Source organism: Halosegnis longus (genome assembly GCF_009663395.1).
GTDB classification, from domain to species: domain Archaea; phylum Halobacteriota; class Halobacteria; order Halobacteriales; family Haloarculaceae; genus Halosegnis; species Halosegnis longus.
This window is the reverse complement of the sequence record NZ_QKNW01000001.1, coordinates 1,777,656-1,801,879: the sequence shown is the minus strand read 5'-3', so window position 1 is coordinate 1,801,879 and position 24,224 is coordinate 1,777,656. Positions and strand designations below refer to the sequence as shown.

Genomic DNA, 24,224 nt, shown 5'->3' with positions numbered 1-24,224 from the left:
TATGAGCGCCGAACGAAAGACGAAGACGATTCCGGACTGGAAGCGAGAGGAGGTCGACGACATCGTCGGGATGCTCGACTCCTACGAGTCCGTCGGCATCGTCAACATCGCCGGAATTCCGTCCCGCCAGCTGCAGGACATGCGCCGCGAGCTTCACGGCTCCGCGGAGCTGCGTGTCTCGCGGAACACGCTCCTGAAGCGTGCGCTGGCGGAGGCTGACCTCGACGTGCTCTCCGAGCACGTCCACGGACAGGTCGGCATCATCGGGACGAACGACAACCCGTTCGGTCTGTTCAAGACGCTCGAAGCGTCGAAGACGCCCGCGCCGATCGGCGCCGGCGAAATCGCACCGAACGACATCGTCATCCCCGAGGGTGACACCGGGGTCGACCCCGGTCCGTTCGTCGGTGACCTCCAGCAGGCCGGCGCGGCCGCCCGCATCATGGACGGCTCCATCCAGGTGACCGAGGACTCAACCGTCCTCGAAGCCGGAGAGGAGGTCAGTCAGGTGCTGGCGAACGTGTTGACCGAACTCGGCATCGAGCCGAAGGAGGTCGGGCTCGACCTGCGCGGCGTCTACTCCGACGGCGTCGTGTTCTCGCCCGAGGAGCTGGAGATCGACGTGGACGAGTACCGCGCGGACATCGAGTCCGCCGTCGCTGGTGCACGCAATCTCTCGGTCAACGCCGTCTACCCGACGGCCCAGACCGCCGGCATCCTGCTGGGCAAGGCGAGCGGCGAAGCGAAGGCGCTCGGTATCCACGCGGCTATCGAGTCGCCGGACCTCGCCGACGACCTCGTCGCGAAGGCCGACGCACAGCTTCGTGCGCTGGCCGTCGCTATCGACGACGAGGAGGCCTTACCCGAGGAGCTTCGTGACATCGAGGTTCCCGAGGAGCCGGACGAGACGGAGGAGGACGACGCAGACGAACAGAGCGGTGACCAAGATGCGGACGCGGATGCCGACGCCGACGACGCCGAGGATGACGACGACGATTCCGACGGCGGCGAGGGCCTCGGCGCGATGTTCGGGTGATTAATCCATGGAATACGTTTACGCAGCACTCATCCTGCACGAGACTGGCGAAGAGCTCAACGAAGACAACCTGACGGCCGTGCTCGAATCGGCCGGCGCAGACGTCGAGGAGTCGCGAGTGAAGGCACTCGTCGCGGCCCTCGAGGACGTCGACATCGAGGAGGCCGTCGCAGAGGCGGCCGCCGTCCCGGCTGGCGGCGCATCCGGCGGTAGCGCCGGCGGCGACGAGACCGAGGACGACTCCGAGGAAGAGACCGAGGAGACCGAGGCCGAGGAAGAAGAGGAAGACGAGGACGACGGCGACGACGGCGGTGAGGGTCTCGGCGAACTCTTCGGTTAAGATTCCGATTCACTTCTCTTTGTTTTCGTCCGCCCAGTGGCGACGCTCAAGTAGGAAGCCGCGGCCATTCCCGCCGTGCTCGCCGACGCGTTCGCGTGGAGTCCGACGGTCACGGCCACAGCACTCGGCTTCACGCTCGCCGGGATTGCGCTCGGTACGCTGTCTGGACTCGTCCCCGGACTCCACGCGAACACGATGGCGCTCGTCCTCGCCGGGGTCGCGCCGTCGCTTCCGGGACCGCCACGGTACGTCGTCTGTGCGATGCTCGCGGCCGGCGTCGTCCACACCTTTCTGGACGTGGTCCCGACGCTCGCGCTCGGGGTACCGGACCCCGCGATGGCCGTCGGTGCGCTCCCCGGCCATCGGCTCGTGATACAGGGTCGCGGCCACGAGACGCTCCGCCTGTCGGCACTCGGCTCCGGACTGGCTGTCGTGTTCGCCGTCCCGCTCGCGGTGCCGGTGACGCGCGCGATGGTCGCTGCGTACCCGATCATCGAGCGACACCTCGGCGTGCTCCTGCTCGCAACGGCGGCACTGCTCGTCGTCACCGAGTCGAGCCATCAGGCCGCGGTCGCCGGCGTCGGCTGTTTCTGTACAGCCACTGCACTCGGCGCGGTGACGCTCGATATCCAGCCACAGGCACCACTCGCGAGTGGGAGTATCCTGATGCCGCTGTTCACTGGACTGTTCGGCGCGCCGGTGCTCGTCGACGCGCTCGCCGGCGACGGCGTCCCCGAACAGGGAGACGCCACGCTCGCAGTCACGCCCCGGGTGACAGGAACCGTCGCCGGTGTCGGGACACTCGCCGGCGCGGCCGTCGGCTACATTCCGGGCGTGTCCTCGGCCGTCGCGGCGACGGTCGCCCTGCTCGGCGTCCCAGCGCGACTCGGTGCGCGAGGCTTCGTCATCGCCGTCTCGGCAGTCAACACAGCGAACACCGTCTTCGCGCTGTTTGCGCTCGTCGCGCTCGGGTCACCACGGACGGGCGTGCTCGTCGCCGCCGACTCGCTGAACGCGCCGGTGTCACTCGGCCTGTGGCTGCCGGCAGTCGCGGTCGCGGCCGGCGTCGGCGCGCTCGCCGTTCCGGTGCTCGGCGACCGCTATCTCACCGTCGTCGGCCGACTCGACTACGCCCGACTGTCGGTCGCGACGCTCGCGGGCTTGGTCGTGCTGACGGCACTGCTGACGGGGCTGGTCGGTGTCGGGGTCTTTCTCGTTGCGACGCTGCTGGGACTCGTACCACCGCGGTACGGCGCACGCCGCGTCCACCTGATGGGTGTGCTCACCGGACCGCTGGCGCTCGGAATATAGAAGAGAGACGCTACTCGGACGGTTCCGCTGCCGGGTGGACGATACCGCCGAACATTGTGTCGACGTTCGACTCCTCGTCGATCTGTTGTGGGTGGACCGCGACGGCGACGATGAAGTCGTCACCGTCCTCGAACTTCGAGATGTGGACGTTCACGTCGACCGACGTGCCGCCGTTCATCTGGGCCTGTGCGGTGAACTTCGAGACGGTGCGCTCGCTTCCGAGGATGCTCGTCGTGCGGTTCGACTGGAACTGGAGGTCGTTGAGCGAGCCGTACTGCTCTTGGAACCGCTGGGCGAGCTGTCGGTCGCTCAGCTCACCGAGCGGGTTGAACGACTCGCCGAGCACCTGCACCTTCGGCGAGGAGAGCACCGTCACGCGGGCGACCTGCTGGTCGGAAAACAGGGTCTCGGCCGTGCGACCGTACTCCGCGAGGTAGTTCGTCACCGAGACGTTCCGGGTCTGGCCCGCGACCTGGAAGGAGCGTTCGACCCCCTGTGACGTGCGGCGGGTCTCCTCGTATCCGGTGTCACTCTGTGCGCTGTCGCTCACGGCGACGGGGCTGGCGTTGAACTCCAAGGCCTCGTTGCCGAGGAGAAAGCCACAGCCGCTCATCGTGACGAGCGCGGCCACCGCGACGACTGCCATAATGCGTCGTGTATCCATCGGGAGAGTCGTACTCGCGAGACGAATATAAATAAGGGGGCTTACAGCCGGTAGGTCGTCCCGTCGTCGGTGTCCTGGATCTCGATGCCGAGCGCTTCGAGTTCATCGCGGAGCTGGTCGGCGCGCTCGTAGTTGCCGGCGGTGCGCTCGTCCTCCCGCACGTCGAGCACCAGCGAGACGAGTTCGTCGGCGAGCGTCGCCGTTCCTTCGCTCGTCCCGGTGAAGTCGAGACCGAACACGTCCTCGCCGAACGTCTCGAACGTCTCGATGGCCCGACGCAGCCCGCGGTAGTCGTACGCGTCGTGGTCGTCGAGGTGGGTGTTGACGGTCGACGCGAGCGCGGAGAGCGCGGTCAGCGCCTCCCGCGTGTTGAAGTCCTCGTTCATCGCGGCGGTGAACGAGTCGCGGGCGTCCTCGACACCCGCATGGAGGGTGTCGTCGGTGACGGTAGTGTGGGCCGCCGACGAGTCGGCGGCGTCGTTCGCCCGTCGGTAGGCGCTCTGGAGCCGCTCCCAGCGTTCCTCGGCCTCGTGGATGGCCGCCTCCGAGTAGGTCTGCGTGGAGTTGTACGAGGCCGAAAGGAAGAACACGCGGAGGGGGTTGACCCCGAACCGCGGGACCGCGTCCGTGACCGGGACGAAGTTCCCCAGCGAGGAGGACATCTTCTCGTCGTCCATCTGGAACAGGTCGGCGTGGAGCCAGTAGCGAGCGAACTGCTCGCCCGTCGCGGCCTCAGACTGGGCAATCTCGTTTTCGTGGTGTGGGAAGACGAGGTCGCGACCGCCCATGTGGATGTCGATGGAACTGTCGAGGTGCGTCATGCTCATCGCCGAGCACTCGATGTGCCAGCCGGGACGCCCCACGCCCCACGGGGACTCCCACGTCTCGCCGTCGGGCGTGTCAACGTCGTACTGTCGGTCGGCGTGGCGGTGGTCGGCGACGGCCTCCGAATCGACGCCGCCGGCCTTCCAGAGCGCGAAGTCGGCGGGGTTGCGCTTCTCGCTCCGGTCGCCGTCTTCCTGTGGCTCGACGGCGTCGAGGGTCTGGTTCGAGAGTTTCCCGTACCCCTCGAAGCTGTGCACGTCGAAGTAGACGGAGCCGTCGGTCTCGTAGGCGTAGCCCGCCTCGATGAGCGTCTCCACGAGGTCGATAATATCGGGGATGTGCTCGGTGACGCGGGGGTACACCTCGGCGCGCTTGAGGTTGAGCGCGCGCATGTCCGCGAGCAGCTGGTCGGTGAACGTCGTCGCGACGGCGCGCTCGCTGTCGCCGAGGTCGTCCTCGCCGATGCGAGCGACGATTTTCTCGTTCACGTCAGTGATGTTCTCGACGTGGCGCACGTCGTAGCCCAGGTGGTCGAGCCACCGGTGGACCACGTCGACGTGGACCCACGTCCGCGCGTGGCCGAGGTGAGCGAAGTCCGAGACGGTCAGCCCACAGTAGTAGAGAAGCACGTCGTCGGGGTCGGCTGGCTCGAACGGTTCTAGCTCACCGGAGAGCGTGTTCAGCACGCGCAGCGTCATACCGGCGGCTACCGGGGGTAGCGGTTTGAGTGCGTCGCTTCGGGTCAGATGTCGAGCGTCTCCTCGACGGCTCGCAGCGCGTCGACCCCGTCGGACTGATCGACGAGACAGACGAGGTGGCCGTCGCTCCCGCCGGTCGCCTCAACGTCGATTCCCTCGACGGCGAGTCGCGCGAGCACCGGCCCGAGGTCGGTCGCCGCCACATCGCCCGAAATCGTGATGGCGGTGAGCGACCCGTCGACGGGACCGAACGCGGCGTCACCGACAGTAAGGAGCGCGTCGGCCACGTCGACCGGTCCGAGTCCACTCTGCATATCGACGCGTGGCGGCGAGCGATCGGGGGGTTCGGGGGGTGAGAGGTCTTCGGCGTACCGGCGGAGCGCGGCTGCGACGGCCTCCTCGTCTTCGTCACCGATGTCCAGATACCGGGCCGCGGCGGTGTAGTTGACGACCCCGGCGGCCAGTGCAGCATGGAGGAACGGTTCGCGCCGGACGGCGGCGCGCGTCTCGCTGGCGAGCGTCATACCGTTGTTTTCTCACAAGGGGGAATAAAACGTATCGGCACGCCGCGGCGACACGCTGAAGCGCGCGCCGCCCGTGGTTCGGGTATGCAGGCTCTCGTCGTCGTTGCACACGGGTCGCATCTGAATCCCGACTCATCGACACCGACGTATCGCCACGCGGACACCGTCAGAGAGACGGGCGTCTTCGACGAGGTCGCGACCGCCTTCTGGAAGGAGGAGCCGTCCTTCCGCGAGGTGCTTCGCACCCTCGACTCCGAGGAGGTGTACGTGGTGCCGCTGTTCATCTCGGAGGGGTACTTCACCGAGCAGGTGATTCCCCGCGAACTCCGCTTAGAGGAGTTCGATGTCGAACAGTGGGACTCCGACGGGACGAGCGCCTCCTCGACGACGCTGCGTGCCAGCGACGTGGACAAGACCGTCCACTACTGTGGACCCGCCGGCACGCACGACGCCATGACGGATGTCATCGTCCGCCGCGCCGAGTCCGTCACCGGCGACGACGAGGTGGGCGAGGGGTTCGGACTCGCCGTCGTCGGCCACGGCACCGAGCGCAACGAGAACTCCGCGAAGGCAATCCGGTATCACGCCGACCGCATCCGCGAGTCGGGTCGGTTCGACGAGGTGCACGACCTCTACATGGACGAGGAGCCGGAGGTGGACGACGTGAGCGACCACTTCGACACCGACGACGTGGTCGTCGTCCCCCTCTTCATCGCAGACGGCTACCACACCCAGGAGGACATTCCCGAGGATATGGGACTGACCGACGACTACCGGACGGGCTGGGACACGCCGACAGAGGTCGACGGCGTGAACATCTGGTACGCCGGCGCGGTCGGGACGGAGCCGCTGATGGCGGACGTACTCCTCGAGCGCGCTCGCGACGCCGGCGCGGATGTCGGCACGGCCGTCGAGGAGGTCAGAGAACAGACCCGCGCGGGTGCCGATTAGAGAGGATTCTTCACCGCCCCGGTCCAACGACACCTATGACCGCGCCAGCAGTCGCACGACTTTCCAGCGCCGTCCGCGAGCAACCGGTCGCGTGTGACGGGCTTCACGCCGAGTACGACGGCGACTACCGGCTCTCGATTCCCGACGCCGGGGTCGAGGAGACGGGGCTGAGCGAGGAGGCGTTCGAGACGCTCGCCGCCGACCACGAGGCGTACGTCACGAACTGGGCCTACTGGAGCGAGGACCGCGCCGACGCCGACGACGCCTTCCTCCGCTGGCTCGAAGCCGCCGACGAACTGTCCGTCCCCGAGCGCTACGAGTCGCTCCGTGCAGGGATGACCCGCTCGTGGGGCGAACTCCGCATCGAGGCGCGACTCGACGACGGAGAGCGTCGCTACGAGATTCGCCACGCCGACGACGTCGGGGCGGATGGCCTCGAAGCACACGACGAGCCGCTGGACGCGCGCTCGCTCGTCACCTACGACGACGACGGTCGCTACCGGCCGCTGAAGACCGCGCCGTCGCTCCCGCACGGCTGGGTGTTTCCCGAGCAGACCGGCCGCGAGTGCGTCGAGACGGTCGAGTACATCTACCCCGCGACGGTCGCGAACTGGTATCTCGAACGGCAGGGCGAACTCGACATCGACCACTGGGAGTCGACTATCGGTCGCCAGAGCGGGATTTACGGCGTCGTCAAGACGTGGAACCGGGGCGACAGCTACGAGCACGTCAACTGGGTCGCGGAGGCGTGTTGTGACGACTCGCAGTGTGTGAAACGCCGGGAGTGGCAGTACGACGATGAGACCGACCTCGACGTGCCGGGCGGCGACGGCGAGTTCCCGTGTCGCGAGCCGTGTTCGCTCGTCATCGCGGCCGCGCGCAAGTGGACGCGACTGGAGGGCGAACAGGAACAGACGTACGAGTTCACCCTGACGCCCAGCGAGAAGGAGCAGGTCGAGGAGATCATCGACGCCGTCGCCGACGGGCGCGCCGACGAGATTCGGGAGGCGGACACCTCGGACCCGGCCAACCGCTACCGGGCGCGGTATCTCCGGGCGAAGCGGTTCGACGACGACGGGAATCTGAGCGGAACGTCGACCGACGCTACCGAATAGCGAACAGCCCGGCCGCGAGCAGCCCCGCGAGAACGGCGAAGACGGCGAAGACGACGAAGACGACGTTCGCGGCGGAGGCGACGAGCGCAGCCGCGAGGAGGAGCAGACACAGCGTCGCCGACGCGACCGCGCCGACGGCGAGGGGGTCGAGGCCGCCGAAGACGGTGTCCGGTTGAGACCGCGACGGCGTCGAGAGGTCCGGGTCGACGCGAACTGTGTTATCCGCGGCGTCGATGACGACGGAGACGAATCGGGTTTCCGCGCCGTGGCCGACGACGATCTTGAGCCGGCCGCGGTGTCTGGTACCCGGCTCGGCGTCGATATCGACGCTCACGTGTCTGGTGGTGCCGCCGTCGAGATAGTGGTTGGTGGCGTCGATTCGACCGACGGTGGAGAGCTGGTCGCCGAGGTGGAGATGGGCGTGGGTCGACTCGCCGTGGTTGCGGAGCACGACGAGGAAGGAGTCGTCCGTCTCGAACGTTTCGGGCACGTCGAGCGAGTGGACGCCCGTCCGGTTGATTTGGACGACGAGTCGGTCGGTCACGGTCGCGGAATGACGCGCTCGTTACAAAAGTGTCTCGCCGCTCAGGCCTCGCGCATATCCGGCGGCAGGAGGTTCGGGATCCCGTCCTCGATGGGGTACTCCTCGCTGCACTCGGTGCAGACGAGCCGGCCTTCGAGCACCTCGTCGTCGTCGCGGCGAATCGCCTCCAGTTCGAGGTCGGACTTGTCCAGCGGACAGCAGACGATGTCCAGCAGAGACTCTTGCATACGTGAACCGAGTGGTGTCGACACAAAAAGCGTGCCGGGTTACCAGACGTCTTCGGCGACGACCGTCTCCTCGCGGCCGGGACCGACGCCGACGCAGTAGACCGGCGTGTCCAGCTCCTCGCTCACGTACTCGAGGTACGCGCGGGCGTTCGCTGGAATCGCCTCGTACCCCTCCTCGGCGACGGCCGCGGAGTCGAACGCCGCCCAGCCGTCGAACGTGCGGAGGTTCGCCTCACACCGGCTCCACTCCTCGGTGGTGGCGGGCATCGTCATCGTCTCCTCGCCGTCGAGCGTGTAGCTGTGTCCGACTTTCACCTCGTCCAGTCCGGCGAGCACGTCGATGTGGTTGATTGCGAGGCCGGTGAACCCGTTGACGCGGGCGGAGTGGCGGAGCATTGGCATGTCGAGCCACGCGACGCGGCGCGGGCGACCGGTGACGGTACCGTACTCGCCGCCCTCCTCGCGGATGTAGGTCGCTATCTCCTCGTTTTCGCCGCTGCCCTGCTCGCCGTAGCCGGGGGTGTCACCCTCGACGCCGCCGAGTTCGGTCGGCATCGGCCCGGAGCCGACGCGGGTCAGATACCCCTTCACGATGCCGAGTACCTCACCCTGTCCGACGACGCCGGGGCTGGTGCCGGAGCCGACAGCCGCGCCCCCGGCGGTCGGGTTCGAGGAGGTGACGAACGGGTAGTTCCCGTGGTCGATGTCGATGATGGTGCCCTGTGCACCTTCGAACATCACCTGCTTGCCCTCGCTGCGGGCGTCGGCGATGAACTGGCCGGCGTTGACCGTCTGGCCGGCCAGTCGCTCGCCGTACGCGCGGGCGTGTTCGTACATCGCGTCCACGTCGAGCGCGTCGGGGTTGTCGAGGTCCTCGACCGGGACGCCGAACACGTCCGCCACGATGGCGCGCTTCTCCGGAACGACGCGTTCGAGTCGGTCGCGGAGCACGTCGGGCGCGAGCAGGTCACCGACGCGGATGCCGCGGCGGCCGGCCTTGTCCTCGTAGGTCGGGCCGATACCGCGGCCCGTCGTGCCGATTTCGTCGTCGCTCTCGCTTTTGGCCTTCTCCTCGATGCCGTCGAGGACGCGGTGGTACGGCATGATGACGTGTGCGCGGCGAGCGACCCGCACGTCGGGGTCGAGTCCCCGCTCGCGGAGCTCGGACAGTTCATCGAACAGCGTCTCGGGGTTGACGACGCAGCCGTTCCCCAGAATACCGACCTTGCCGCGGACCGCGCCGGAGGGAACGAGCGAGAGCTTGTACTCGTTGCCCTCGTGGACGACCGTGTGACCAGCGTTGTCGCCGCCCTGGTATCGGACGACGATATCGGCCGCATCGCCGTACACGTCCACGATGCCGCCTTTCCCTTCGTCGCCGAGCTGAGCGCCGACGATTGTGACAGTCATTACGGTCACAACTCTGAATCGCCGACTAAACCGGTTTCGGTACGCCACTGGACGGCTGCCACGCCACGGATTCACAAGGGATATAACCACCTCGGGCGAAGACGTCGTGTCGAGTCGGTGCCGGCCGGTAGGGTAATGTTTAAAACCCGTTAACACAAGTTAACAAATGCCATGATAGACCGACTTGAGAAGGAAGTCGATATGCTGGAGCGCCATTTGCAGGTGCTCAAGATGGTCATCGAGAACGAGCCTATCGGTATCGTGAAAATGTCCAACGAGACCGGGTACCCCCACCACAAGGTCCGCTACTCCCTGCGCGTGCTCGAAGAGGAGAACCTCATCGAGCCGTCGAGCCAGGGGGCGATTACGACCGAGACCACCTACGAGTTCGTCGACGACCTCGACGGCAAGGTCGACGAGATCGTCGACAAGCTCGAAGGGATGAAGATCGACGACACGCCGGAGATCGAGTCCTAGAGGTCCGGCACCGAGAGATGGAACCCGTCGTCGCGTGATTCGACGAGCGCGAGGTGGTAGCCGCGTTTTCGCGACTGCTTCACGTAGCTGAGCCGCGAGTCGCGACTCAACAGACTCCCGCTCGTCGCGTCGCGTGCGGTCTCCAGTGCGCCCGGCTCGAAGAAGGCCGCCGAGACGAAGAAGGCCCCCGCGAACGTCGACTCTGCTTCACACACCAGCCCCGAATCCTGGACGAGCGACGCCATCTGTCCGTCCGAGACCGGCTGGCGGGAGGCGTCGAGGTCGGCGACGAACAGCGGGTCGCCCATCCGGTCGCGACAGACGATATCGAAGCCGATGTCCACCTCCTCGTTGCCGTCGGGGACGGCGACCGACCCCGCGAGTTCGATGCGGTCGATGTCCGGCAGCGCGTCGTACAGCTCCGAGAGCTTGCTCGTCGTGTCGGTCTCGCGAATCTCGAAGACGAGCCGGCCGACGAGCCACTCGGCAAACCGGTACTGCTGGGTGGAGTAGAGCCACTGCTCGAACGGCTCGCCGTGGACGGTCGCCCCCTCGGTCTCGAACTGCGTGTGGTGGACGAGTCGGAGATTCTCCGCGAGTTCCGCGGGCGACCCGTCGCCGTCGTGAGCGGTCTCGACCGTCGTCTTCCCCTTCGAGTCGTACCGGACGAAGAGGTTCGTCCCGCCGAACGCCTCCGGGGCCGGCAGCGACGGCCCGTCGGTCGCCACGTCACCGAGTTGCGATTCGAGCTCGTCCACTCGCGACTGGAGGGATTCGACCTCCCGCTTGAGGTCGTCCCGCTCGGCTTCGAGTTCCTCGCGGGCGGTCTCGGCCGCCGCCAGCTCCTCGCGGGCCGTCTCCAGTTGTGCGCGCGCCTCGTCGCGCTCGGTCTCCGCCGTCTCCAGCGACTCCCGGACGGTCTCCAGTTCCGAACGAACCGCGTCGAGTTCCTCGGCGTCGGGCTGGGTCGACTCCTGTTGGCGCGTGGACTGTCGGGTCGTCGCCTGCTGTGTGCGCGACTGGTCCCGCTGTTTCCGTTGTCGGGGCGTACGGGAGTTGCGGGTCGACTGCGCCGAGGTGCTTCCTCCGGTTCGCTCGGGGTCGACGGACGGAATCGACCGGGCGGCGAGCTGTTCGGTCGCGGACGTGCGCTGTGTCGTCGACGCTGAACGCGTCGGCGACGACGACGGCGCGTTCGGAACGCCCGCGTCGTCGCTCGACGCCGCGGCGTCGTCACCGACCAGTTCCTCGCTGTCCGGCTCCTCGTCCGGCTCGGTGACGCGAGAGACGGCATCCGTCGGCGGGGTTTCCTCGGCCGGCGTCTCTTTTATGCGGGTTTCCTCCGTCGCCGGCTCGTCGGCTGGAGTGGCGGGCGCTGGGTCGGTGTCGGTCGGGCCGTCCGACTCCTCGTCCGGCTCGGTGTCGCCCTCCGTGTGCGCCTCACTATCGGCAGGGGGTGACTCCTCGTCGTCGTCTGCATCCGCGGTGACGGAGCCGGCGTCCGGGTCGGTGTACACCTCGGTCCCGGTGTCGTCTGCGACAGGCTCCGCCGTCGGAGCCTCGTTGGGGGCCTCAGAGTCCGGCTCCGACTCCACGTCGGGGGCGTCTCCGGCCGCCCCAGCGTCGTTCGACTCGTCGAGAGATGCCGTCGCGGCCGGCGTCGATTCCGGCTCCGGCTCCGCCGCGTCGGGAATCTCGACCACGTCGATGGACGCGGCGACGACCTCGTAGAGACCGACCTCGTCGTGGGCAGCCTCGCGGGCCTCCTCGTCGGTGCGCAGCGTCTCGCTGCTGCCGACGAAGGCGGCGTGCATCGACCGGCCGGCCTGGTAGACGGTGTAGTAGTCACCGGAGAGGACGTTCTCGGAGAGTTCGACGTAGCCGGTGAAGCCGCCGTCCTCGAGCGTCTCCTCCACCTCCGAGAGGGGCGTCTCCTCCGTGTAGTATGTTCCGCGCTCCTCGGTGTCGCCGAACTGCATCGCGGCCAACAGCGGGAGCGAGGGGTGGGGAGATTCGTAGGCCGTGAGCGGTGCATCCTCGAAGCGCTCGATGTCGCCCGGCGTCGGGCCACCCTCGGAGTGATCGGTGACGGAGACGGCGGTGCCGTTGACGAAGAGGAGCCACGAGTCGCCCGTCGAGACACCGCCGGAGAAGCCGGCGTCGGCGAGGTCGTGGAGACCGGGGTAGCCGTCGTCGACGCGGCGGGTCTGCCAGTCAGCGATCGTATCGACCCAGTTCATACCCGAACCAGCGCCACCACGCGCAAATACGTTCCGGCTACCTCCCCGGGAGCGACCGGGAATTTTAACACCGGTGTCTGGCACACCTCGGACGAAATGGGCACAACCGGGGACGAGACGGACGACCGCGACGCGCTCGTCGAGTACGGCATCGACGACAAACCGCCGCTGGACAGGGCGCTCCTGTTGGGCGCACAACACTACCTGACGATGATCGGGGCGAACATCGCGGTCCCGCTGCTGCTCGCGAACGCGATGGGGATGCCACAGCAGTTTCGCGCGCAGTTCATCGGGACCTTCTTCGTCGTCTCGGGCGTCGCGACGCTGGCTCAGACGACCATCGGGAACCGGTATCCGATCGTCCAAGGTGCACCGTTCTCGATGCTCGGACCGGGACTCGCCATCGTCTCCTCGAACGCCTTCGTCTCCGGCGTCGGCTGGGAGACGAAGCTCCTGTTCTTGCAGGGAGCGATCATCGCCGCGGGCGTCGCCGAGGTGTTCATCGGCTATCTCGGCCTCGTCGGCCGGCTCCGCGAGTATCTTTCCCCCGTGGTCGTCACGCCGGTCGTCACCCTCATCGGGCTATCGCTGTTCGACGCCCCGCAGGTGACGGCCGCAACGAACAACTGGTATCTGCTCCTCCTGACGCTCGGACTCATCGTGTTGTTCTCACAGTATCTCGACAAACAGTCGCGCGTCTTCGGGCTGTTCCCCATCTTGCTCGGTATCGTCGGCGCGTGGGTCGTGGCCGCGGTCGGCTCTACGACCGGCGTCATTCCGTCGGGTGATCCCGCCTACATCGACCTCAGTCTCATCGCGAGCGCCGATCCCATCCAAGTCGTCTACCCGCTCCAGTGGGGCGTCCCGGAGTTCGGCGTCTCGTTCGCCATCGGGATGTTCGCGGGCGTGCTCGCGTCCATCATCGAATCGTTCGCCGATTACCACGCCGTCGCCCGGATGTCCGGCGTCGGCGCGCCCTCGGCAAAGCGCATCAACCACGGCATCGGGATGGAGGGTCTCGCCAACATCTTCTCCGGGCTGATGGGGACCGGCGGGTCGACCTCCTACTCCGAGAACGTCGGCGCAATCGGGCTGACGGGCGTCGCCTCCCGCTACGTCGTCCAGATCGGCGCAGTCCTCATGCTCGTGGCCGGCTTCGTGGGCTACTTCGGCCAACTGGTCGCGACGATTCCAGACCCCATCGTCGGGGGACTCTACATCGCGATGTTCGGGCAGATCGTCGCGGTCGGGCTCTCGAATCTGAAGTACGTCGACTTGGACTCCTCGCGCAACATCTTCATCATCGGGATGGCCATCTTCGCCGGAATGGCCGTACCACAGTACATGGGCGGGCTGTCGGGGTACACGGCGCTCCAATCGGGCTTCGCGTCCGTGCCCGTCCTCGGGTCCGTGCTCGGGACGGAGGTCGTCGCCCGGACGGTCTACATCGTCGGCGGCGTCCAGATGGCCGTCGGCGGCGTCATCGCGTTCGTCCTCGACAACACCGTCGCGGGGACTCGCGAGGAGCGCGGGCTGCTCGACTGGGAGCGCATCGCCGAGGGCGACGACGAGTTCCAGACGTTCCTCGAACGCCTGCGCTCGTGACACCTGCTCACACGGCGTCTGCGAGGCGTATCATTTATTCACGAGACCGCGACAGTAGTGGTAATGACGACGCTCACCCCCCTGTTCGGTGGTTCTGCGGCCGGTGCGGCACTCGCTGCGGTCGGTGGGACCATGGACAGCCCGCTCATCACCGGCATCGGCGTGCTCTCGGTCGCGCTGCTCGCCGGTGCGATAGTGCTTGCCGCACGGACGAACGAACTGCCGGTCGACGCGTCGCTGCAGTAGCTACGCAGACGGCCACTTAATCGAACAGCCCCGCGACGGATTATCCTCGAGGCTCACGTCCTCACCCGAGAGCACCGCGTCAATCGCCTGCCGTACCTCGAAGCCCGGCTCGCCCGACGGCTCGTCGTCGGGGTTGAGCGCGTCGTCCAGCCGGCCGTGGTAGGCGAGTCGCCACTCCCCGTCCTCGCGTGCAAACAGGAACGGGTCCGGCGTGCAGACGGCTCCGTAGGCCTCGGCGACGCTGCCGTCGTCGTCCCGGAGGTAGGCGTCGTAGCCGATGGTGCCGTCGTCGACGAGCTCACACATGCGCTCGTAGGAGTCGTCCGGATACTCGTCGGCGTCGTTGGGATTGATGCCGACGACGGCACAGTCGTCGTACTCCTCGGCAATCGCGTTGAGCGGGGCGAACTTCGCCTTCGCGTACGGACAGTGGTTGCACGTGAAGACGACGAGCAGGGCGTCGTTGTCAGCGAATGAGTCGGGCGTGTAGTGTGCGCCCTCGGTACCGACGAGTCGGAAGTCGGGGGCGAGGTCGCCGCGCTGGAGCTGTGAGTCGGAGTCGGTCTGAACCATACCGGTCCGTTGTGGCGGCGCGGGCAAAACTGCTGTGTGGCCGGCGGCTTTACCACCGATGCTGGTGTAGAACGCCCATGGTAAATCGCCGCAAAGCGCTTCTCGTGGGAGGCGTCGTCCTACTCGTGGCGGCGGCCGGGCTGGGAGTGTACGTCTTCCAGTTCGCCCAGAACTTCGAGAGCCCGACCGTCGAGTCGGTCGACTCCTCGTTCGGTGACGTGACGAACGAGACCACGACGATTCGCAACGACATCACGATACAGAACCCGAACGACCGGTCGATACCCGGAGCCGCGACGCTGGGGTTCACCGTCCGGATGAACGACGTGACCGTCGCCGAGGGGTCACAGGGCGGCGTGGGGCTCCCGGCCGGAGAGAGCACCCTCTCCGTCGACGTTCCGCTCCGAAACGACAAGATTCCCGAGTGGTGGGTCACCCACATCAACAACGGCGAGACGACGACGCTGGTGACGGAGCCGCGCGTCTCGCTGCCGGGCATTCCACAGAGCGTGGAGCTGTCGGCGACCGAACAACGGCTCACGACCGACCTGCTCTCGTCGGTGACGAGCGACGAGTCGCGTGAGGTCGGCGTCGGCAACGACACCATCCTTCGCGTCTCGAACCAGCGCGCGAGCTGGGGTGAGGCGACCGCCGAGTCGACCCCGCTACAGGTCCGGACGGACATCGAGAACATCCACGACTACCCCATCCAGCTCGACGGAACGGCGTACGCGATTGAGATGAACGGCGTCACCGTCGGGGAGGGGACCACGGAGGATTCGTTCAGTCTCGTCCCCGGCGAGTCGGGGACGTTCACCGCGAACCCGGCCATCGACACGCCGCGGATGGCCGAGTGGTGGCGGAGCCACATCCGCGCGAACCAGACCACCGACCTCTCCGTCCGGGTGTACGGGCTCGTCGAGCGCGACGGTGAACTGGAGCGCGTCCCGCTGACCATCTTCGAGCGCAACGCTCGCCTCCAGACCGACCTGCTCGGTGCCGGGACGACCGAGGTGTCGACGATTCCCGGCGCGGGTGAGGACACGAGCTTCGACCGGCCGGAGCTCGTCGACCGGTCGAGCGAGTGGGGTGCGGTGACGGACGCGACGACGGACATCGAGACCGAACTCGTCGTCTCGAACCCGAACGACGGCGAAGTAGGGGACATCGTCACGCTGGACGTGACCGAGCGGACGACGATCAACGGTGTCGAGGCGGCCAGCGGACAGGCCACGTTCGACGGACTCGAACCGGGTAACAACACGTACACGCTGACGAGCGAGTTCCGCCACGACAGCGTGCCGGCGTGGTGGGCGCGCCATCTCAACCGTGGGGAACAGTCGACAGTTATCACACAGGCGAACACGACGGCCGATATCGGTGTGACCCGACTCGACGCCCCCGAACCCGAGGAGGAACGCACGGTCGGGACGGACCTGCTGTCGAGTTTCGAGAGCAGCGAACCGCGAACCATCGAACAGCAGGGCCGGACGGTCGCGACGATAGAGCGGACGAGCGCGCAGTGGGGAACGGCGACGGAGGCAGTCGCACCCCTGCAGGCTGAAGCCGAGATTCGCAACGAGCGGTCACAGCCGATTACCATCACGGACGTGACCTACACGGTCCGGCTGAACGACGTGGTGTTGGCGGACGAGAAGGTAGTGCGCGACGAGAACGGCGACCCCGAGGAGTATCTCATCGGAACGGTCGGCACGACGACCATCGACCCGACGATGGAGTTGGACAACTCGAAGATGGCCGAGTGGTGGCCGACCCACGTCCGGAACGGCGAGAGCTCCACGCTGACGACGGAGATGTACGTCACCGTGGAGACGGCCTTCGGGTCGAAGCGCGTCCGGCTCGACTCGTTCAGTCAGGACCAGACGGTCGAGACGGACTTCTTCGGCGAGAACTGAGTCGGAAGGCGGTTTTCTGACGGGAGAGCGGGCTGGACCGACGAGCGGGAGCGGGCGACGGAGGGGCCGAGCGTCAGCGGTGTCAGTCTGCGGTGGCGCGGCCGGCGGCCTTGATGTCCTCCGGGACGGCACCGGTGGTGTCGACGCCGCGGCGGGCGAGGCAGTCCACGAGCCGGGACTCCTCGACACCGGCCTGCTGTGCGGCCATCGACAGCGTGTACGTGTCACTCTCGTAGAGCGTCACCGCGGTCTCCAGCGCATGCGTGTGCATACCTGCTCGAATACGGGGGAACATAATAAGAATATCGTGAGATAATATATCACTGTATGGTAATTATTGACATAGCCCCATCGGCGAAAATGTGGAAAGACGCGGGGGTAACGCCTGTCGGCGACGCAAGGGTTAACCGGACGCTGGACCGCGTCGGCGTATGGACGAGCGTGCCGCAGTACTCGACCTTTTGCGGGAGAACGCCCGCTACACGACCGCCGACCTCGCGCGGATGACCGGGCTCGACGAGTCCGCCGTCGAGGAGACCATCGCCGCACTGGAGACCGACGGTGTCGTCGCCGGCTACACGGCCGTCGTCGACCCGTCGAAGCTCGACGACGAACCCGTGCGTGCACACGTGGAGTGTAACGTCACGCTTGACCGCGAGACCTCCTACCGCGACATCGCGCAGCGACTCGCGGGCTTTCCCGAGGTCGCCTCGCTCCGGCTCATGTCCGGCGACTACGACTTCGCGCTCGACGTGGAGGCCGACTCCATGGGTGAGGTGTCGCGGTTCGTCTCCGAGAAGGTCGCCCCGCTGCCCGAAATCACACAGACGGTCACCCACTACGTGATGGAGACGTACAAGGAGTCGAACCACCGGTTCGACACCGAGGAGGGGGACGAACGCATCAGCTACTCCCCATGAGCGAGACACCCCTCCAGCCCTCGGACCGCGTGGCGTCGGTGCCCGAGTCGGGGATTCGCCGCTTCTTCGAGGTGGCCGCCGAGATGGACAACGTCGTCTCGCTGGGCGTCGGCGAACCGGACTTCGCGACCCCCTACCGGGCGCGGGAAGCCGCCATCGACTCGCTCCAGCGCGGGCGGACCTCCTACACCGCAAACAAGGGGATGGTCGAACTGCGCGAGCGCATCGCCGACCACGTCACCCGCTACGACCTGAACTACGATCCCGACGAGGAGATCATCGTCACGGCGGGTGCGAGTGAAGCGATCGACGCCACGTTCCGTGCGCTCGTGAATCCGGGCGACAGCGTCGCCATCGCACAGCCGGCGTACGTCTCCTACGAGCCGGGCGTCCGATTCGCCGGCGGCGAACCGCTCCCGGTCGAGACCCGCGCCGAAGACGAGTTCGTCCTCACGCGCGAGCGACTGGAGGCCGCAGGCGCACAGGAGGCCGAGCTGCTCGTCTACTGTTACCCGAACAATCCGACCGGGGCGACCATGACCGAGGACGAACTGCGGGAGGTGGCCGCGTTCTGTCGCGAGCACGACATCGCGGTGATGGCCGACGAGATATACGCCGCGCTCACCTACGAGGGCGACCACACCTCCATCGCGACGCTGCCGGGGATGCGCGAACGGACCGTCGTCTTCAACGGCTTCTCGAAGGCGTACGCGATGACGGGGATGCGGCTCGGCTACGCGCTCGCGCCGGCACACGTCGTCGAGTCCATCAACCGCATCCACCAGTACACGATGTTGTCGGCCCCGACGACGGCCCAACACGCGGCCATCGAGGCGCTCGACAACTGCGAGCCCGACGTGGAAGAGATGTGTACCCAGTACGACCGCCGGCGGAACTTCGTGCTCGCTCGCCTCGACGAGATGGGCATCGACTGCTTCGAGGCGACGGGCGCGTTCTACGTCTTCCCCGAGTCGCCGTGGCCCGACGCCGGCGAGTTCGCCGAGGCCCTCCTGCAGGCAGAGCAGGTGGCCGTCGTCCCAGGTGACGCATTCGGCACCGGCGGCGAGGGACACCTCCGAATGTCGTACGCCTCCTCGATGGACGACCTCCGCACCGCGATGGACCGCATCGAGCGGTTCCTCGAATAACCTTATATTCTTAGTATGGTATAGATAGTAATACCAGGATTGTACGAACGTTCAAGTAGATACGCGGCCTCGTGGCGTAACACGATGAACGACCGGGAACGGGAGAGCCTGAAGGAGATCAGCCACACAGCACCGAACGGAGACGGCGCCGACAGCGTCTGGGAACGCGGCAACGAGCGCGACGAGTAAGCTCCTCGCGGTAGATTCAAAAGGACGACACACCGAGTAGAGATATGTCCGAAATCCGTATCGACCTCCCCGACCGCATCGACTCGGAGATCGACCGATTCGTCAACCAGGGCGAGTTCATCAACCGCGACGAGGCGATCGAGGAGCTGCTCACCCTCGGACTGACGGCCTTCGACGTGGACGAGGACACCGGCCGCGAACCGGGCGAGGACCTGTTCACGCAGGCGACCGACGACCAACACGACCCCGCCGCCGACACCGACCCCGAGGACGAGTACACCCTCTGAGGGTGCGCCGTCCGCTCCGACTCCCCGACGGCTGGACCACGGACACCGTCCGGGCGAACGACATCACCGTCCGCACCTACCGGACGGGTGCCGGTCCCCCGCTGCTTCTCGCACACGGCTTCTACGAGAGCGCCCGCTGTCGCCGGCCCATCGTCGACGCGCTCGCCGAGCAGTTCACCGTCCACGCGTACGACGCCCGCGGCCACGGCCACACCGACGCCCCGGCGACCGGCTACCAGATGGCCGACCGCGTCGCCGACATGCGCGAGGGTATCGCCGCGCTCGGACTCGACGCGCCAGTCGTCTACGGCCACTCGATGGGAGCCGCGACCGCCGCGTGGCTCGCGACCGAAGCCGACCTCGACGCCCTCGTGCTGGAGGACCCTGCGCGCTTTGCCGACTCGGAGCCGCCGATGAGCGCCGACGAGCGACGGCGGTTCGTCCGCGACCGCGTCCACGAGTGGCGGAGCCAATCGCTCGCCGAGCGCGTCGACGCGCTCGAAGCCGAAGGCGAACAGGCCCGACGCCGCGCGGTCGCACAGGGCGAGTGCGACCCGCGCACGGCGGCGCTGGCACACGCCGGCTACCCCGTCACGTCGGACGCGTTCGGCGACATCGACGCGCCGACGCTCGTCCTGAAGGCCGATGCCGACGACCGTATCCGCCAGGAGGAACGCCGGCTTGCCGGGCCGCTCGACGGCCCCCTCGTCCATATCGACGGTGCGGGCCACACCGTCGTTCGTGACGAGTTCGACGCCGCCGTCAGCGAGGTTCGCGCGTTCGTCGAGCGGCGAGGGCTGGCGTAGCCGGCCTCGACCGACGGGTGCGTGTCGTGCCAGCACTTATCACACGAGACTGCATAGCTCGTGCACATGTCACGACCGAATCGAACGCCCGTCTCACCCGGGTCCGAGGACCGAGCGATACCACACTGGCACTCGCCCGACGCCGAGACGCTGGACGTGACCGACGGCGACGGCGCGTACATCCAGACGGCAGACGGCGAGGAGTATCTCGACTTCATCGCCCAGCTCTACTGTGTGAACGCCGGCCACGGCAACGAACGCATCAACGCCGCCATCCGCGACCAACTCGACCGCATCGCGTACGTTTCCTCCTCGAAACACAACGACGCGCGCTCGGCGTTGGCCGGGCGGCTCGCCGCGGTCGCGCCCGTCGACGACGCCAGCGTCTTCTTTTCGGTCTCCGGCAGCGAGGCGAACGAGGCCGCGATGCAGCTCGCGCGCTCGTATCAGGACGCTCCGAAGGTGCTCACCCGATGGCGCTCGTACCACGGCGGCACCTACGGCGCGGCGAGTCTCACGGGCGACCCGTCGACGCGCGCGACCGTCGAACGGTACGCCGCCACCTCCGGGACCGCGCGGTTCATGCCACCCCTGCCGGAGTGTTTCGACGCCGACGCACCCGAGGCGTTGGCCGACCAGGCGGCCGACCATCTGGAGTGGGTCATCCGGAACGAGGGTCCCGACAGCATCGCCGCGCTCCTGACCGAACCCATCGGCGGGACCAGCGGCGCGTATCCGGCCCCGCCGGGCTACTTCGAGCGCGTCCGCGAGCTCTGTGACGAGTACGACATCCTGCTCGTGGCCGACGAGGTCATTACGGGGTTCGGGCGGTGTGGCGACTGGTTCGGCATCGGCACCGAGGGCGTCCGCCCGGACATGATCACCTTCGCGAAGGGCGTCACCAGCGCGTACGTTCCGCTGGCCGGCGTCGTCGCGAACGGCGCGTTGAGCGACCACTTCCGCGAGGAGGGTATCGCCGTCGGCCAGACGTTCGCTGGCCACCCCCTCGGCTGTGCGGCGGGACTGGCTGCGATGGACGAGTACGAGGACGGGCTCATCGACAACGTCCGGGAGTTGGCTCCCCTGCTCGAAGACCGGCTCCGGGAACTCGAAGCCGAACACGACGCCGTCGCCGACGTGCACGGGCGCGGCTTCCACTGGGGTGTCGAGTTTCGCGACCCCGCTACCGGCGAGCCGTTCGTCGACCCGATGGTCGAGAACGGAGACGAAGATAATCCCGTGGCCGAGACCCGCGAGTACGCCCGCGAGCACGGGGTCTTGTTCGGCGGTGGTCGTCCGGACATCCAGAACATCATCTCGCCGCCGCTGTGTGTCGACGAGTCGGATATCGACCGTGCGGTGTCGGTCCTCGATAACGCTATCGGGGCGACGTTCGAGTGAGAAAGTCCGGGACTGGTCGGAGTGAAACGGAGCGAAGGAGTGGACTTGCAGGGATTTGAACCCTGGGCCTTTCCCCTGCCAAGGGAACGATCTACCACTGATCTACAAGCCCGCGTGCACTCCATCGTATCCCGCTTTCGAGTATAAACCCATCGAACCAGAGAGGCGGGAGTAACAACCCATAAGTACGCGAGCGGGAGAATACGTTGTAGGAACGGCACAGCCGCAAATCCGACCTGCCACCGGTTGTGTGGCTTGGGATTGCGGACGTGCGAGTAGACCTCGCTGTCGCGGCTCGTGTTCGTTCAATCAATCTATGGCACGAATGCATACCCGCCGTCGTGGCTCGTCCGGCTCGGACAAGCCCGCGGCAGACGAGAACCCGGAGTGGAGTGACGTAGACGCAGACGCCGTCGAGGAGCGCGTCGTCGAACTCGCCGAGCAGGGCGACGACCCGTCCCAGATCGGCATGAAGCTGCGCGACGAGGGCGTCCAGGGCGTTCCCGTCCCGGACGTGAAGCTCGTCACCGGCAAGAAGGTCGGCGAGATTCTCGACGAGCACGACGCCGCCCCCGAGGTCCCCGAGGACCTCCGGAATCTGCTGGCGCGTGCGGTCCGGCTGCGCGACCACATGGACGAGAATCAGACCGACTACCAGAACAAGCGCGCGCTCCAGAACACGGAGTCGAAGATTCGACGCCTCATCGACTACTACCGCGGCGACGAGATCGACGAGGAGTTCACGTACTCGTACGAAGTTGCCGTCGAGATTACCCAATAGATGACACAATCCGGTCGTCCAGCACAGTCCGCCCCGGCCGAGAGCCTCGCGGCCGCCTGTCGCGACGCCGACTTCGTTCGGCTCCAGGCGACCGCCGACGGCGACGCCCTCGCGGCGCTCGGCCAACTGGCGGCTGCGCTCCACGCGACCGACACCCCGTTTCACGCCTCAGTCAGGGCGGTCCCGGATATCACCGTCACCGACGGTGACCTCACCGTGTGTCTCGGAGCCGACGCCGACGCCGACATCGCGCTCACCGACGAGCCGCTGTCGGCGACGGCCTACACCGCGGCGGACGACATCGGGACCGACGCCGACGCCGTCCTCGCGCTCGCAGGAGCCGTCGCGGCCGGCTACACGCCCGGCGAGAACACGCCGCTGTACGAGCCGGCGACGGCGAAGCTCGACCGCAGACCCGGCGTCGCGGTGCCGGTCGGCGGCGACACGGAGACGCTCGTCGATGGGCTCGCCCACTCGACGCTCGTCCACGCCGGCTTCTCGGCCGCACGCGACACCGCGGCGGCACTCGTCGGCGGGCTCGACGCCGAGTCGCTCGATTCGGAGACCCACCGGCGAATCGCGTCGGCGGTCGCGCTCCGCGCAATCGAGGACGCACCCGCCCACGCCGCAGAGCGCGTCGAGCGCGTCCTGCGTCCACACGTCGGCGGCCCGTTCGCGACGGTCGGCGGCTACGCCGACGTGCTCGACGCCTGCGCCCGACGCCGGCCCGGACTCGGCGTGGCGCTGGCTATCGACGCCGCGCGCGCCGACGAGGAGCCGAGACGCGCCGACGAGGCGCTCGACGTCTGGCGCGACCACGCGACGGCGGCTCACACCGGCCTGCGAGCCGGAGAGACCGCCCGCCACAACGGCTTGTTCGTGGTTCGGGTCGCGGAGACGGCCCCGCTGGGGACCGTCGCCAGGCTCGCACAGGCGTTTCGCTCGCCGGAGTCGCTCGCGCTCGCCGTCGACGGTGAGCGGGCGGCGCTGTCGGGGGAACACGCCGGCGAGCACGCCCGGCGCGTGGGCGAGCAGGCGGAGGCGACCGCGACGGGGCGGACGACGACCGGCTACATCGAGGGGATCGACGCCGACACCGCCGAGACGGAGGTGCGTCGCGCGGTATGAAGCGCGCGACCGTCCGGACGACACACGAGCGCGCGGCCGCGGTGGCCGCGGCGCTGGAACCGGACAACACCACGGAGATGGAGACGACGGTCGACGGCGAGGTGGTCGAGACGACCATCGCTCGCGAGACGACCGGCGGCCTCCGCACGTCGGCGGACGACTACGTACGGAATCTGATAGTAGCAGACCAGACGATTACAGACACAACATCCAACAATGAGTGACCGAAGCGTATCCAAGCAGAGTCAAGAAAAGAAGTGGTACACCGTCATCGCCCCCGAGCAGTTCGACCGGGCGGAGCTCGGTGAGACCACCGCAGACGAACCAGAACAGCTCTACAACCGAACCATCGAGACGACCCTCGGCGAGCTACAGGACAACGCCAGCGAGAACAACACGAAGCTGACGTTCCGCATCACCGACGTCGGCTCGGACGCCGTCTACACGGAGTTCGTCGAGTACACGCTCACGCGTGATTACCTGCGCTCGCTCGTCCGACACGGCTCCTCGAAGATCGAGTCGTTCGAGACGATTCTCACGAGCGACGACTACCGCATCCAGATTCAGCCCGTCGCCTTCACGACTAAGAAGGCGGACCACAGCCAGGAGCGCGCCATCCGCCGCACGATGACGGACATCGTGCGCGAGACGGCACAGGAACACACGTTCAACGAAGTCATCGACAGCATCGTCGAAGGGCGGCTCTCCTCGGCCATCTACGCGGAGGCCAAGACCATCTACCCGCTTCGCCGCGTCGAGATTCAGAAGCTCACGCTCGAAGCACGCCCGGAAGAGGTCGCAGAGGAGGAAGACACCGCGGTCGACGTGGACGAAGACGACGTCGAGGTCGAGTAACGCAGCG

At 67.2% G+C, this 24,224-nt stretch carries 27 protein-coding genes and 1 tRNA gene; 18 read left to right on the top strand and 10 right to left on the bottom strand.

Annotated features, from left to right (window positions below; all coding sequences use genetic code 11):
* Position 1 precedes the first annotated feature (1 nt).
* The 3 genes from DM818_RS09675 (at position 2) to DM818_RS09665 (ending at position 2,687) form a co-directional block, all read left to right on the top strand.
* Positions 2 to 1,036: a 50S ribosomal protein L10 gene (locus tag DM818_RS09675; RefSeq protein WP_075936965.1), complete on the top strand. Its 1,035-nt coding sequence runs from the start codon at positions 2 to 4 to the stop codon at positions 1,034 to 1,036.
* Between the two features lie 7 nt (positions 1,037 to 1,043).
* Positions 1,044 to 1,376: a 50S ribosomal protein P1 gene (rpl12p, locus tag DM818_RS09670; protein WP_075936966.1), complete on the top strand. Its 333-nt coding sequence runs from the start codon at positions 1,044 to 1,046 to the stop codon at positions 1,374 to 1,376.
* A 75-nt stretch (positions 1,377 to 1,451) separates the two neighbouring features.
* Positions 1,452 to 2,687: a tripartite tricarboxylate transporter permease gene (locus DM818_RS09665; protein ID WP_075936967.1), complete on the top strand. Its 1,236-nt coding sequence runs from the start codon at positions 1,452 to 1,454 to the stop codon at positions 2,685 to 2,687.
* Between the two features lie 10 nt (positions 2,688 to 2,697).
* Here DM818_RS09665 and DM818_RS09660 read toward each other — a convergent pair whose 3' ends face one another.
* From DM818_RS09660 to DM818_RS09650, 3 genes are read right to left on the bottom strand one after another with little or no spacing between them, the layout of a single operon-like run.
* On the bottom strand, positions 2,698 to 3,351 hold the full coding sequence (locus DM818_RS09660) for a DUF6517 family protein (protein ID WP_075936968.1): 654 nt from the start codon (positions 3,349 to 3,351) through the stop codon (positions 2,698 to 2,700).
* 41 nt (positions 3,352 to 3,392) lie between these two features.
* Positions 3,393 to 4,874: a cysteine--tRNA ligase gene (gene cysS / locus DM818_RS09655; RefSeq protein WP_123124301.1), complete on the bottom strand. Its 1,482-nt coding sequence runs from the start codon at positions 4,872 to 4,874 to the stop codon at positions 3,393 to 3,395.
* A gap of 44 nt (positions 4,875 to 4,918) precedes the next feature.
* Entirely contained in the window at positions 4,919 to 5,398 is a 480-nt protein-coding gene (locus DM818_RS09650; protein WP_075936970.1) for a DUF7523 family protein, read from the bottom strand.
* A gap of 84 nt (positions 5,399 to 5,482) precedes the next feature.
* On the opposite strand from DM818_RS09650, the gene DM818_RS09645 reads away from it, so the two are divergent.
* Together DM818_RS09645 and DM818_RS09640 are read left to right on the top strand one after the other, a co-directional pair.
* Positions 5,483 to 6,349 (top strand): CbiX/SirB N-terminal domain-containing protein, encoded by an 867-nt coding sequence (locus tag DM818_RS09645; protein ID WP_075936971.1) that lies wholly within the window; start codon positions 5,483 to 5,485, stop codon positions 6,347 to 6,349.
* 35 nt (positions 6,350 to 6,384) lie between these two features.
* On the top strand, positions 6,385 to 7,464 hold the full coding sequence (locus DM818_RS09640; protein WP_075936972.1) for a DR2241 family protein: 1,080 nt from the start codon (positions 6,385 to 6,387) through the stop codon (positions 7,462 to 7,464).
* On the opposite strand, the gene DM818_RS09635 is transcribed toward DM818_RS09640, so the two are convergent.
* From DM818_RS09635 to DM818_RS09625, 3 genes are read right to left on the bottom strand one after another with little or no spacing between them, the layout of a single operon-like run.
* On the bottom strand, positions 7,454 to 8,008 hold the full coding sequence (locus DM818_RS09635) for a DUF7524 family protein (protein WP_123124302.1): 555 nt from the start codon (positions 8,006 to 8,008) through the stop codon (positions 7,454 to 7,456). The genes DM818_RS09640 and DM818_RS09635 overlap by 11 nt on opposite strands.
* Before the next feature lie 41 nt (positions 8,009 to 8,049).
* Positions 8,050 to 8,235: a methytransferase partner Trm112 gene (locus DM818_RS09630; protein ID WP_075936974.1), complete on the bottom strand. Its 186-nt coding sequence runs from the start codon at positions 8,233 to 8,235 to the stop codon at positions 8,050 to 8,052.
* Positions 8,236 to 8,274: 39 nt separating this feature from the next.
* Positions 8,275 to 9,645, bottom strand: coding sequence for an adenylosuccinate synthase (locus DM818_RS09625; protein ID WP_123124303.1), 1,371 nt, complete (start codon positions 9,643 to 9,645; stop codon positions 8,275 to 8,277).
* A 171-nt stretch (positions 9,646 to 9,816) separates the two neighbouring features.
* On the opposite strand from DM818_RS09625, the gene DM818_RS09620 reads away from it, so the two are divergent.
* Positions 9,817 to 10,122, top strand: a complete 306-nt coding sequence (locus DM818_RS09620) for a hypothetical protein (RefSeq protein WP_075936976.1) — start codon at positions 9,817 to 9,819, stop codon at positions 10,120 to 10,122.
* Here DM818_RS09620 and DM818_RS09615 read toward each other — a convergent pair.
* On the bottom strand, positions 10,119 to 12,362 hold the full coding sequence (locus tag DM818_RS09615; protein ID WP_123124304.1) for a DUF7527 domain-containing protein: 2,244 nt from the start codon (positions 12,360 to 12,362) through the stop codon (positions 10,119 to 10,121). The two genes, DM818_RS09620 and DM818_RS09615, sit on opposite strands and share 4 nt — an antisense overlap.
* 96 nt (positions 12,363 to 12,458) lie before the next feature.
* Here DM818_RS09615 and DM818_RS09610 point away from each other — a divergent pair, with 96 nt between their 5' ends.
* Positions 12,459 to 13,967: a uracil-xanthine permease family protein gene (locus DM818_RS09610; RefSeq protein ID WP_075936978.1), complete on the top strand. Its 1,509-nt coding sequence runs from the start codon at positions 12,459 to 12,461 to the stop codon at positions 13,965 to 13,967.
* 63 nt (positions 13,968 to 14,030) lie between these two features.
* Positions 14,031 to 14,213, top strand: coding sequence for a hypothetical protein (locus tag DM818_RS09605; RefSeq protein ID WP_075936979.1), 183 nt, complete (start codon positions 14,031 to 14,033; stop codon positions 14,211 to 14,213).
* Here DM818_RS09605 and DM818_RS09600 read toward each other — a convergent pair whose 3' ends face one another.
* Positions 14,214 to 14,786, bottom strand: a complete 573-nt coding sequence (locus tag DM818_RS09600; protein WP_123124617.1) for a thioredoxin family protein — start codon at positions 14,784 to 14,786, stop codon at positions 14,214 to 14,216.
* Positions 14,787 to 14,890: 104 nt separating this feature from the next.
* Between DM818_RS09600 and DM818_RS09595 the strand changes: the two genes are divergently transcribed.
* Positions 14,891 to 16,702, top strand: coding sequence for an LEA type 2 family protein (locus tag DM818_RS09595; RefSeq protein WP_158601441.1), 1,812 nt, complete (start codon positions 14,891 to 14,893; stop codon positions 16,700 to 16,702).
* An 82-nt stretch (positions 16,703 to 16,784) separates the two neighbouring features.
* Here DM818_RS09595 and DM818_RS09590 read toward each other — a convergent pair whose 3' ends face one another.
* On the bottom strand, positions 16,785 to 16,973 hold the full coding sequence (locus tag DM818_RS09590; protein ID WP_075936982.1) for a hypothetical protein: 189 nt from the start codon (positions 16,971 to 16,973) through the stop codon (positions 16,785 to 16,787).
* Between the two features lie 160 nt (positions 16,974 to 17,133).
* Here DM818_RS09590 and DM818_RS09585 point away from each other — a divergent pair, with 160 nt between their 5' ends.
* The 5 genes from DM818_RS09585 to DM818_RS09565 all read left to right on the top strand — a co-directional run bounded on the left by DM818_RS09585 (position 17,134) and on the right by DM818_RS09565 (position 21,453).
* Positions 17,134 to 17,622 (top strand): Lrp/AsnC family transcriptional regulator, encoded by a 489-nt coding sequence (locus tag DM818_RS09585; RefSeq protein ID WP_075936983.1) that lies wholly within the window; start codon positions 17,134 to 17,136, stop codon positions 17,620 to 17,622.
* Positions 17,619 to 18,770, top strand: a complete 1,152-nt coding sequence (locus DM818_RS09580) for a pyridoxal phosphate-dependent aminotransferase (RefSeq protein WP_075936984.1) — start codon at positions 17,619 to 17,621, stop codon at positions 18,768 to 18,770. Before DM818_RS09585 ends, DM818_RS09580 begins: the two co-directional genes overlap by 4 nt.
* Before the next feature lie 233 nt (positions 18,771 to 19,003).
* Positions 19,004 to 19,246 carry a DUF7120 family protein gene (locus DM818_RS09575; protein ID WP_075936985.1) on the top strand — a complete coding sequence of 81 codons (243 nt, stop codon included), beginning with the start codon at positions 19,004 to 19,006 and terminating at the stop codon, positions 19,244 to 19,246.
* A 2-nt stretch (positions 19,247 to 19,248) separates the two neighbouring features.
* Positions 19,249 to 20,052 carry an alpha/beta fold hydrolase gene (locus DM818_RS09570; protein WP_123124306.1) on the top strand — a complete coding sequence of 268 codons (804 nt, stop codon included), beginning with the start codon at positions 19,249 to 19,251 and terminating at the stop codon, positions 20,050 to 20,052.
* 66 nt (positions 20,053 to 20,118) lie between these two features.
* Positions 20,119 to 21,453 carry an aminotransferase family protein gene (locus DM818_RS09565; protein ID WP_075936987.1) on the top strand — a complete coding sequence of 445 codons (1,335 nt, stop codon included), beginning with the start codon at positions 20,119 to 20,121 and terminating at the stop codon, positions 21,451 to 21,453.
* A gap of 40 nt (positions 21,454 to 21,493) precedes the next feature.
* Here DM818_RS09565 and DM818_RS09560 read toward each other — a convergent pair.
* Positions 21,494 to 21,565, bottom strand: a tRNA-Ala gene (locus DM818_RS09560).
* A gap of 204 nt (positions 21,566 to 21,769) precedes the next feature.
* Between DM818_RS09560 and DM818_RS09555 the strand changes: the two genes are divergently transcribed.
* Genes DM818_RS09555 through DM818_RS09540 form a run of 4 tightly spaced genes read left to right on the top strand, consistent with a single transcriptional unit; the run spans position 21,770 to position 24,217 of the window.
* Positions 21,770 to 22,234 (top strand): 30S ribosomal protein S15, encoded by a 465-nt coding sequence (locus DM818_RS09555; RefSeq protein WP_075936988.1) that lies wholly within the window; start codon positions 21,770 to 21,772, stop codon positions 22,232 to 22,234.
* A complete protein-coding gene (locus DM818_RS09550; protein ID WP_123124307.1) occupies positions 22,235 to 23,362 on the top strand; it encodes a hypothetical protein in 1,128 nt (375 codons plus the stop codon).
* Positions 23,359 to 23,586 (top strand): KEOPS complex subunit Pcc1, encoded by a 228-nt coding sequence (locus DM818_RS09545; protein WP_123124308.1) that lies wholly within the window; start codon positions 23,359 to 23,361, stop codon positions 23,584 to 23,586. Before DM818_RS09550 ends, DM818_RS09545 begins: the two co-directional genes overlap by 4 nt.
* A complete protein-coding gene (locus tag DM818_RS09540) occupies positions 23,579 to 24,217 on the top strand; it encodes a 30S ribosomal protein S3ae (protein WP_075936991.1) in 639 nt (212 codons plus the stop codon). The genes DM818_RS09545 and DM818_RS09540 overlap by 8 nt, the downstream gene beginning before the upstream one ends.
* The last annotated feature ends 7 nt before the right edge of the window (positions 24,218 to 24,224 follow it).